Origin of the sequence: Faecalibacterium longum, from assembly GCF_040094125.1 — a bacterium.
Classification (GTDB): domain Bacteria; phylum Bacillota; class Clostridia; order Oscillospirales; family Ruminococcaceae; genus Faecalibacterium; species Faecalibacterium longum.
Window position 1 is genome coordinate 1 of record NZ_JBBNIH010000073.1, and the last position, 9,769, is coordinate 9,769.

Consider the following 9,769-nt stretch of genomic DNA (forward strand, 5'->3'; position numbering starts at 1 on the left):
ATAAGAAAGAACAGCGCTGATTTTTCATCCCCCAGCTTATCCAGCTCCAGTTCGTCATAAGACATGATCTCCCGAAGTTGGGGAATATCAAAGGGAGCCAGTCTTGCACCGCAGGAAATCAAAATGCTTTTGGCTGTCTTGCCAGAGACGAAAAGTCAAGGACTTTTTCATCAAATTCAAAAAGAAGTCACATTTTGCGGACTTCCTCACGGAGCAGACGCTTGATTTTGTCCTCCATCGTTTCTTTTGCGGTCTGGCTGAAATGCACACGGACGATATAGGTGGTCTTGCCGATCTGCTTTCTGACAGTCGGGCAAGGGGTACTGTTGGTTGCGGTATTGTTCATTCAAAATCCTCCTGTAAATAAAAAATGCCCGGTGACTTTTCATCATCGGGCGGTGATCGGTATGAGGGAAGAAGGCAAGGCGGCAACATTAAGGTATCTATAAAAACCTTGCCGTCTTTGCCACGCTTGCCGTGTTCCTGTTGTCAGTCTCGGAGATAGCAGACCCATGCTGTGCCGTCTTTCTCGGTCACAAGTCTGTCCCCGATACGGCTCTTTGCCGTTCTCATGGTGCGTGAGGAAATCCCACGCTCATTGACTGCCTTTTCCAACTCTGCACTCGGCATACGCTTTCCGTCCGCAAGCAGTTCCAGAATAAGCATTTGCGCCTGTGCGGTCTTGCTCTCGGTATTGGCGGTGTCTGTTCCGGCAAGAAGCTCGTCAGCGGTAATGTCATAAGCTCCTATCCATTCAAAGCCTTTCTCGTCTCCCAGAGAAAAGGCAAGGGACTGTCCGGGCGGCGCAAGGGAGCTTTTCTCATGGATAAGTACCCTTGTTGTGGGGCTGTCCTTCAGCTTGCCGATAAAGAGCAGACTGCGGACTGCCGCCGTAATGTCGATAGACCCTAATCCCCGGTAGGTGCTTTGCGTTCCTGCGGCTTTGTTGAGATGTCCGATCAGCACGATAGCGCACCCGGTAGCCTGTGCAATGTCTCCCAGACTGCGGAATATCGGGCGCACCTCGTTTGCCCGGTTCATGTCCACATCTGCGCCCAGAAACGCCTGTACCGGGTCAATGATAACCAGCCTTGCGTTGTTTTCCGGGATTGCCCTTGCGATGCGTTCATCGGCAAGGGTCAGTGGTGTGTCTCTATCGTCAATGACAAGCACTTTTTCAAGGTCTGCGTCTGCTTCCATCAGTCGGGGCTTGACCGTATCACCCAGACCGTCCTCGGCAGTCTGGTAAATGATATTGAACGGTTCAAGGGTTTCCATACCGGGCAAGGGCTTTCGGTTGGTGCAAGCCGCCGCAAGACGCATGGCAAAGTAGGTCTTGCCCTCGCCAGGGTTGCCCTGTATGATCGTCAGCTTTCCAAAGGGGATATAGGGAAACCATAGCCATTCCACGCTCGTCAGCTCCACATCTGCCATGCGGAGCATGGGAACAGGCTGGGCGGTGGGCAGCTCTCGCAGCGTGATTGTCTCGGCTATGAATTTGCGGCTCGGAATGTCCCCTTGCTGACGGAGAACATCGTTCCAGTCTTTCCTTGCCGGGACAAGGCGAATGACGGCGATCTCGCTGGGAATGGACTGTGCCAGTCGGGTACAGGCTTCGCTTCCTGCGGTGTCGCTGTCAAGGCAGAGGAACACTTTTTGGGTGTCCTTGCGTTCAGAAAGAAAACGGTCAAGGGCTTTGCCTGAAACGCCGCCCAGGGCAAGGTAGCTCCTTGTCTGCCAGTCCTGCGGATAAAGGCAGATAAAGGACAAAAGGTCAATCGGTGCTTCAAAGACAAAGAGCTGGTTGCCGTTTCCCTCATAGCGGAACGGATAGGACTTGTCAGACCCGGCAATGTCCTGTCTGAATGGGTCTGCCGTTCCTCGCACATGGGCGTATCTCGGTGTGTCGTTTCGGTCTCTGCCGACAAAGACAACATTGTGCCGCTTTGCGTCCTCGTAAATATCCCCGGAAAGAAGAAAAGCCTCAACAAGCGTTTTGTTGAGACCCCGGCTTTCGCAAAGATATTGAATTACCCTGTCGGCTGTTCGGTTGTGCAAGGGCAAGTGGAACGCTGTGGGCGGTGCTGTGGTGGCTTCGGTCTGTCCTTCGCCGCTTTCGCCGGTCAGCATTTGGACGGCTTCGGGAAAGGACTTGCCGTAAAACTCCATGACGAAATCAATGGGATAGCCGCCCTTACTCTGGCTGTGGCGAAACCACTTGTTTCCCCGGACGGTCAGGCTGTCATGTTCTTTCCAGCGGTATTCCCGTCCGCTTTTGATAAGTGTCTCTCCCTGTGTGCGGAGAAAATCTTCCAGACTGACGGCGTTTGCCCGGTCAATCTGCGCTTGGGTGTAATTCATCGGGATAGTTCCTCCTTTTTGTGTCGTGTTTGGGGTCGATTTTGGAGCATTTGTTCCTCTGTACGCTCGTTAAATCGGGCGGCAGTATCTACACATGACTTGACCTTCCAAAGGCGGTGTAAATCGTCTCTGACAGCCTTAAACTCGCCATAGGTGGTTTCGTGCGCCTGTTCCAGCTCGTCATACTCGTCGGACAGCTTTTTCATATCCACCTTGCCGTCCGGGAACTCCCTGGTCAGCTTTCGTCTGGCGGCGTAGAACTGTTTCAGTTCCGCTTCATGCTCTGCCTTGTACTTGGCTCTGGGCTTCTCAAACTTGATTTTCTGCAAGCCGTCATAGACAGGCTTCAAGCTCTGGAAAGCAGCGGAGCTGTCATAGAGCTGCTTAATTGCTTTCATTCGGGCGGTCTGTTCGTCCAGCGTTTTCTTCAAGCTCTCTGTGGCAGCACTGTGTTCGCTGACACGGCTTTCTAAATCTTCAAGGGAGTAAATGCCGTTTGCCCGGAGATAATTGAAAGTCTCGTTCATCTCCTTTAGATTGCTGACCTTGCCTTTCTGCGAATATGCCCCGGCTCTGCGCTGGGTGTAATAGGCGCTCAGCAGCGAAACAAGGTCGGGTGCCTGCGGCTTGGCAAGCTCCGCTTTTGCTTCGGCAATCCAATCAAACAGGAGAGCGATTTTCTTCTTGATGTCCCGGATAACGGCATTGGTGGCTCTGATCCAGCGGTTGAACTCGCCTTTCTCGGTGCGTATGCCTTTCTTCTCCATTGCCCGGACGGTTGCGCCCTCATGAACGGTTGGAAGAAGCTCCACGCCCTGACGCTCATAGCTTCGGTGGTCGATACGAACGTCAAGCCCCTTTTCCGCAAACTTGGCGTTGCACATCTCCGCCCATGCTTCACGCCAATGTTCCAGCGTTTCGGGACTGCCCCAGTCGGTAGTGGGAACGGCATTGAACACATACTTACCGTTTGCGTCTCGAATACGGTTGCCCTCCTCGTCCAGCACATATTCTCGCCGTTGTTTTATGCCCCATGTGCCGTCCTGCTCCATTGGTCGAATAGGGCAGAGAAAGTGAAAATGGGGATTGGGTGTGCCGCCGTCCTCACACTCCTTTTCGTGAAAGGACACATCAACGGTCATGCCCCGGCTGACAAACTCCCGAAACAAAAATTCCCTTGCCAGAGCGATGTTTTCTTCAAGAGAAAATTCATTCTGCAAGGAAATTTCAAAACTGTATGCAAGCTGGGCGTTCTTACCACGCTCGGCTTTTTCAACCGCGTTCCATAGGGTCTGACGGTCTGCGTATTCTTTCAGTGCATGGGGCGGCAGGAAAATGTCAGAGCAGATCACGCCGCCCTTGCGTGTGTAGTCGCTGTATTCGCCGTAATACTCGCTGTACAGCTTTTCGCCGGAACGATAGGCGGCAGAAGCAATCGCAGACTGACCTTTACTGCGTTTCGTTTGGGTTACTGTGAAGTGGAATAGTGCCATTGGCTTTCAGCTCCTTTCCTCTGTTTGCTTGGTTGATGTGTGTAATCTCCATGTGCCGGACGGCTCTCTGTACCTCCGGCAGACCGAAGATGTGTTCCATCAGCTCGGTCATTTCGGTGCGTGTGAGATTTTTGACCTCCGGGGCAAGGCTCTCAATCGTGCCGCCCAGATTGCAAAGGCGGTGGGTACGTTTCTGCCTTTCGCCTTTCTCCAGATATTTCTTTCTGTTCTCCAAACGCTCCAGTTTGTGCTGTTCCTGTGCAAGCCGCTTTTCCACTTGCTCTTTTTCAGCTCGAAGCTGTTCAAGGCTTTTCTGTTTTGCCATTTTGGTTGACCTCCTTTTTTGAAAATGGGTATAAAAAAAGACCGCCAACTTTTCGCACATTGCGACCAGTCAACGGTCTATTTTTCGGTATTCGGTTGTTGTATTCAGTTAGATAATTTATTTGCTATCCTTACCGAAAAAACCAATCGTAGCCATAACAAAACCCACGATAATTAAAAGAAACGACACCCACAGTGTTCCTACATATATCACCTTTAATCCTGCAAGTATCATTATAGCAATACCCAATAGCATTAAACTGTTTCCAAACATAATCTTTTTCATACGCTCACGCTCCTTTGTTAAATTATCGTTTACTATTTTCAAACTTGCTGGCGGCGAACGGTTTGTCAAAACCGTTTGCGGACGGCAAGTCCACAGGGGATAGCCGCTTTAGCGGTGCAAGGGGGTGTAGCCACCTTGACGGAACGAAGTGACGCAACATTCGCAGGCAAGCAGTTTTCTTCTGCTGACAGAGAATGAAGCTCCGCAGGACGCACTACTCTCGATAGAGAGTATAGAAGTGCGCCCTTAGAGTTCTAAGGGTATTTTTAGATAATTGGGAATGTTTCTTTGTCAAACTGCGTAACATTGAACACGATACGCCACTCGACATCATCACCAACCGGTTCAAAGTGCAGAGCAGAACAAGCAGCATGAAGTTTTTCTTGTGAATTTGTTCCATATATAACTGCTGTCGGACCATCTGCACCACCAATAACACCAACAACAAAACAGGAACTACTGCCAACTGGACGGAACGAATGATCGTCTGGTGTAACTTCTATCGGTCTATCGCCTTCATCACAGTCAAAAACCGAAATGTTCTCCATCGGTTCAGGGGTAAGTGTATAACTCATGGCAATATAATGTGTCGGATAAATCCAGCGATCAGAACCAAAACTATTTTGAGGAACTGTCTGCTGTTCTATTTCCTGCACGGTCAGTGTATGGGTTATTCCGCTAACAGGATGGGAAAACATAAATGAATCTCCGGGTGCGTGAACTTTGAAATGTGAGCCTGGAACTTGTCCTGGTTGCTGCTCCATTGTAAGAAAAAGTTTATTGATTTCAGGGTGATGCTTGGTTCCCCAAGGAAATACGTCTCTGCATATGACCCAGCCATAAGTACTATCCAGCCCATAATGGTCGATTGCCCATTTTGCTTCCAACTCATTGATAACGCCATCTGGCAGACAAGGATTAAAGCTCACAGCGCAGCCATGGGTTGTCTGTAATATTTTCTCGTTTAACTTCAAGCAAGGTTTGAAGTTAAAACAAAGTGGGTTTTCCCATTCCATCTGCATCTGTTGCTCACGGGTAAAATTTTCACATGAGTCATTTTCCCAGTCCAGATTCCATTTTTTCATGAAGTCACGGATGCTTTCTGAATCAACTCGCATACAAAAATCAACGACAAGTCCTTTGCTACATGAATAAGCTGCCGGAATTACCCAATGATATCCAGCCCAATCGAATTGTTTATCCAGCTTGATCTCTTTTCCGGCACGGTCTTTACCTCGATGTCCCCAGAAATCTCCATCAAAGTAGACCTTCCATTCAGGGGCAACCAATTCTGCCTCTGAAGTCATATCATTATCGTAATAATCTTCTGTGTATTTAATCTGACTGTAATCAAAGGAAGATTGCAGGTTTTTGATATATGTCCACGGTTGTTCCATAGGCAACAAATTCATCTTCTCTGAAATTTCCGATAAAGTTTGCTGTTGTTCCTGGGTTGTAGGGTTTTCATTGAGAAAGGCTTCAAACTGTGCTTCGTTCCACATCCACGCTTGTTCCACTGCCGCCACATCACCACAAGCCAGTATAAGCCGCAGAAAGTCGGTAAAATTTTCAGCTACTGGATGAACATAATCAGGAGAAGTATTCATGGGGCTGACAGAGAAAACCATCTCTCCAAATCCACGAATGAAACAGAAGTGGATACCATCTATCCCTGCCCATCCAAAAACCGATGCCCCTTTTGGGGTACAAAAATAATTTGTATTATCCTCACGGAGTTCAACTCCCACAGGACTTAAATCGACACCCCGCTGTAAAAATTTTTTCAAAATTCTATTCATTAAGCATCCCCCCATAAAATTAGTGCTATCACGCTCTTTATTGTAGTAAATTTTATCACAAGAGTGTGAATAAATCTACTGGCGAATGCTGAAACCGCCCGAACAGTTTCTTTCTGCTCAGGCGGCTTTCTTCATCTATTTTTCTTTCTTCTGCTGCACTTGTTCATGGGCTTCCTGCTGAACATCAGCCCAGCGGAAAAGCCATACTTGAAGTGACTTTCACTTTCTTCACATTGGGCGATTGCTGTCTGCGCCCGGAGTTCCTGCACCAGCTCATAGTCCTCTTTGCTGAGCCGCTGGGACAACTGCTCCATGAGCTTTTCACAGGCTATGACTGCCTTTCGGTATTCCGGTGATGTAGGTACAACTGTCTCGCAGGGATAAAACTCCCCATTATACATGGCTTCCAAAATCATAGCTTTACCTCTCTCAACAGTAGATTAGTTCCGTCTTGATGATTTCCTCTGCCCGGCAGCGGATGGAGTTCATTGACTGCACCCATAACATCTGATTTTCCGCTTTCATGGCTTCGGTCACGCCCTCGGCTTTCATCATCTGCCGGATAATCAAGTCCAGCCTGTCTGCCGCCTGCTCGTTCAGATCGGCAACGACGGTGTGGAGCCTGCCGGACAAAATTAGCTCGTTGTAAAGCATGGGACGGTGCAATTTCAGATAGGACTGGCGCAAGCGTCCCCAATGCCCAATAGGTCGGCGTTCCTCCGGCAGCTTCAAGTCCGGCACATAGTAGTCGCCCACCAACACATAGTCCATACCGTTCTCATGGATTCTCGGTTTCAACTCTTTCATAAAATCACGCTCCCTTTCTCGGTCCCAGCTGCGGCAAACTGCTCACCGGGATAAATACCCCTCTGGCAATATCCTCGGTGCGGATTGCCTGTTTTCTGGCTTCAATCTCCGCTTTTTTCTTGGCTTTCGTGCGCTCCTCATACTCTTTCTGTTTACCATTGGCTTTCCGCTTCAAGTAGTTCTGGTGGAGCCTGTCCTTGCGTTCCTCACGCTTGCGGATTTCCTCTAATTCCTCCGGGGTAAGCTCCACTTCGCCAAACGCAGGGGGAACGAAACGACCCACGAAATTGAAGTAAATCTCGACCTCCTGTGTGGTCTGAATACTGCCCTTGCGGTCACGCTCATGCACAAGGATTTTCTCAATAAACTCATTGAGCATGGCAATCGTCAGCTTGTCGAAGTTCTCATACTTGTCAATCAGAGCGATAAAACGGTCAGCGTCCTTTTCGTGCTTCTCGTAGCTCTTGATAGCCTTTTCCAGATCGGAGATTTCAACGGTAAGCTCGGACTGTTCCTTTTCGTATTGAGCGTCCAGAGTGGCGTATCTGCTGTCGGACAGCTTTCCTAAAATGTTGTCCTCATAGATTTTGCAGAGCAGGACTTCCAGCTCGGAAACTCTCTGCTTTGCGGTGGCAAGGCGTGTCCGCTGTTTCTTGACCTCTGCCGTCTGCTGGCTGGACTGCGCTTCCTGCACCACACGGACAAACTCGGCTCGGTCATGCTTCGCATACTCGGCAATGGCTTTCAGCATTTCAGAGACAAGGGACAGTACCACATCTTCATTGATACGGTGCTGTGTCGTGCAGAGCTTTCCAACTGGGACTTTGCTGTATTGGGAACAGGTATATTGAGAAATACGCTTGCCGTTGTTGGTGCGGTGGACATACATCTTGCCACCGCAATCGGCGCAATAGAGCAAGCCCGTGAGGGGAGCTGCTTCGCCCCAGCCGTCTGGGTAGCGTCTGACATTCCCACGGATTTTCTGCACAAGGTCAAAGGTCTGCTGGTCAATGATAGGCTCATGGGTATTCTCGAAAATTGTCCATTCGTCCTCCGGGACATAATGGCTTTTCTTGTCCTTGAAGTGCTTTCGAGTCTTGAAGTTGATGGTGTGTCCCAGATATTCACGCTTTTCAAGAATGTTGCAGATGGTGGAAGAACCCCAGCCGTACACATCTTTGAAGGTCTTATTTTTGTTCACGCCCTCGCCGTGCCGGGCAAGGTAAGCGGACGGAATGAGGACTTTTTCTTCTTTCAGCTTGCTGGCGATCTGATACGGACCGTAGCCGTCAATCGTCATGGCAAAGATGCGCTTGACCACCTCGGCGGCTTCGGGGTCAACCAACCATTGGTCTCTGGCTTCGTTCCAAAGATAGCCGTAAATGACCGTGCCTGTGAGGTGCTTGCCGGACTTGCCTTTGGACTGGAAAGTGGAACGGATTTTACGGCTGGTGTCTCTGGCGTAATACTCGTTCATAATGTTGCGGAAAGGGGTAAAATCATCGTCCCCTCTGGCACTGTCCACGCCGTCATTGATGGCGATAAGGCGAACTCCACGCTGACGCAGGATTTCCATAATCTGACCGACTTTCAGATAGTCACGACCCATGCGGCTCATGTCCTTGATACAGAGGTATTCCACATTTCCGGCTTCAACCTCTTTCATCATGGCTAAAAATCCGGGGCGGTCAAAACAAGTGCCGCTGATACCATCGTCCGTGAAATGGACAATGTTTGTAAAGCCCTGCCGTGCGGCGAACTCCTCCAACATAGCCTTTTGATTGGATATGGAATTGCTCTCACGCTGTTGGTCATCATCTTTGCCAAAGTCATCACGGCTCAGTCGTTCGTACAGAGCTGTGATTTTCTCATTTTTTCTCATAACTTGCGCTCCTTTCTTCGGTTTTAGGTTGTGTGTTCTAAGAGACTTCCCAACCGCTTGATTAAGAAGTCTTTTAGAGCATACAACACCCGCCGCCAATTTGTATTTTTTATATTGCTTTACCGCGAAATGGTCGGGGCTGCGTTCTTCCAAATCGGCAAAGAGCAGATCAACGGGGCTTTGGTATTCCTCGTCGTCCTCGCGTGCTTCGCTTGCATTGATAAGTTCAAGCAGCGTTGTAAAGTTCATTTCCTCGGCGGGGGCTTCATACCAAATGTAGCCGATCAACGCGCAATATAGTAACCTCTCGGCTTTCACCCAAAAATCTTCCGCGCTCTTTTCTCCCTCGCCTTTGGTATTGACGATAAGGGTATTGACAACCTTTAACACGTCCTTTTCGCTGCGGATATAGACAAAGGGGTTATAGTGCATACTTTTCCGAAAGTTTATCGTGTTCAGTACCTTAATGCGGTAGCCTGCCCGTTGCAGCAGCTTTCCGCACTCGATTAGGACGGTGCCTTTCGGGTCGGTCAAGACGTAGGAAGAATGAAGCTGCATTAAATTAGGCTTTACGAAAAACCTTGTCTTGCCGCTGCCGCTGCCGCCGATCACCACGACGTTTTTATTTCTCGCGTATTTCGGCTGCTTCGGGCGGCTGTTCATGGTAAGGCGTTCGGTCTGCGTCAAAATGATGTTGTTCTGAAAATCCGGGTCGATATAGGGCTTTATATCTTCGGCGTTGCCCCATGAAGCGTTTTGTCAAGTGCTTTTTTGAGTTATTGACGCTAATTATCGTGAAAGTGCGAAAGTGCAAAGT

Annotated in this window: 9 protein-coding genes and 1 pseudogene; all 10 read right to left on the reverse strand. The window is 49.3% G+C overall.

The window, feature by feature from the left end:
- Positions 1–187: 187 nt before the first annotated feature.
- Entirely contained in the window at positions 188–346 is a 159-nt protein-coding gene (locus AAAU26_RS01690; protein ID WP_081731980.1) for a transposon-encoded TnpW family protein, read from the reverse strand.
- 143 nt (positions 347–489) lie between these two features.
- Complete coding sequence (locus tag AAAU26_RS01695) at positions 490–2,361, reverse strand: AAA family ATPase (protein ID WP_227619708.1); 1,872 nt, start codon at positions 2,359–2,361, stop codon at positions 490–492.
- The gene (mobQ, locus tag AAAU26_RS01700) at positions 2,358–3,854 is read right to left on the reverse strand and encodes a MobQ family relaxase (protein WP_227619709.1); all 1,497 of its coding nucleotides are present in this window, start codon (positions 3,852–3,854) and stop codon (positions 2,358–2,360) included. The genes AAAU26_RS01695 and mobQ overlap by 4 nt, the downstream gene beginning before the upstream one ends.
- Positions 3,811–4,179, reverse strand: coding sequence for a DUF3847 domain-containing protein (locus AAAU26_RS01705; RefSeq protein WP_009259852.1), 369 nt, complete (start codon positions 4,177–4,179; stop codon positions 3,811–3,813). The genes mobQ and AAAU26_RS01705 overlap by 44 nt, the downstream gene beginning before the upstream one ends.
- Before the next feature lie 117 nt (positions 4,180–4,296).
- On the reverse strand, positions 4,297–4,464 hold the full coding sequence (locus AAAU26_RS01710; protein WP_009259853.1) for a hypothetical protein: 168 nt from the start codon (positions 4,462–4,464) through the stop codon (positions 4,297–4,299).
- A 266-nt stretch (positions 4,465–4,730) separates the two neighbouring features.
- A complete protein-coding gene (locus AAAU26_RS01715; protein ID WP_015573038.1) occupies positions 4,731–6,263 on the reverse strand; it encodes a hypothetical protein in 1,533 nt (510 codons plus the stop codon).
- A 131-nt stretch (positions 6,264–6,394) separates the two neighbouring features.
- Positions 6,395–6,679: a DUF6809 family protein gene (locus tag AAAU26_RS01720; protein ID WP_005944778.1), complete on the reverse strand. Its 285-nt coding sequence runs from the start codon at positions 6,677–6,679 to the stop codon at positions 6,395–6,397.
- 13 nt (positions 6,680–6,692) lie between these two features.
- Entirely contained in the window at positions 6,693–7,070 is a 378-nt protein-coding gene (locus tag AAAU26_RS01725) for a TnpV protein (RefSeq protein WP_009259855.1), read from the reverse strand.
- Positions 7,071–7,074: 4 nt separating this feature from the next.
- Positions 7,075–8,952: a DUF4368 domain-containing protein gene (locus AAAU26_RS01730; RefSeq protein WP_054323469.1), complete on the reverse strand. Its 1,878-nt coding sequence runs from the start codon at positions 8,950–8,952 to the stop codon at positions 7,075–7,077.
- Between the two features lie 192 nt (positions 8,953–9,144).
- Positions 9,145–9,615: pseudogene (locus tag AAAU26_RS14525) on the reverse strand (type IV secretory system conjugative DNA transfer family protein); the annotation flags it as partial.
- Between the last annotated feature and the right edge of the window lie 154 nt (positions 9,616–9,769).

What these genes read in the sequence shown, in the direction of transcription:
- mobQ (WP_227619709.1), bottom strand. Translation starts at nt 3,854, where the DNA reads ATGGCACTATTCCACTTCACAGTAACCCAAACGAAACGCAGTAAAGGT.
- AAAU26_RS01705 (WP_009259852.1), bottom strand. Translation starts at nt 4,179, where the DNA reads ATGGCAAAACAGAAAAGCCTTGAACAGCTTCGAGCTGAAAAAGAGCAA.
- AAAU26_RS01710 (WP_009259853.1), bottom strand. Translation starts at nt 4,464, where the DNA reads ATGAAAAAGATTATGTTTGGAAACAGTTTAATGCTATTGGGTATTGCT.
- AAAU26_RS01690 (WP_081731980.1), bottom strand. Translation starts at nt 346, where the DNA reads ATGAACAATACCGCAACCAACAGTACCCCTTGCCCGACTGTCAGAAAG.
- AAAU26_RS01715 (WP_015573038.1), bottom strand. Translation starts at nt 6,263, where the DNA reads ATGAATAGAATTTTGAAAAAATTTTTACAGCGGGGTGTCGATTTAAGT.
- AAAU26_RS01730 (WP_054323469.1), bottom strand. Translation starts at nt 8,952, where the DNA reads ATGAGAAAAAATGAGAAAATCACAGCTCTGTACGAACGACTGAGCCGT.
- AAAU26_RS01720 (WP_005944778.1), bottom strand. Translation starts at nt 6,679, where the DNA reads ATGATTTTGGAAGCCATGTATAATGGGGAGTTTTATCCCTGCGAGACA.
- AAAU26_RS01725 (WP_009259855.1), bottom strand. Translation starts at nt 7,070, where the DNA reads ATGAAAGAGTTGAAACCGAGAATCCATGAGAACGGTATGGACTATGTG.
- AAAU26_RS01695 (WP_227619708.1), bottom strand. Translation starts at nt 2,361, where the DNA reads ATGAATTACACCCAAGCGCAGATTGACCGGGCAAACGCCGTCAGTCTG.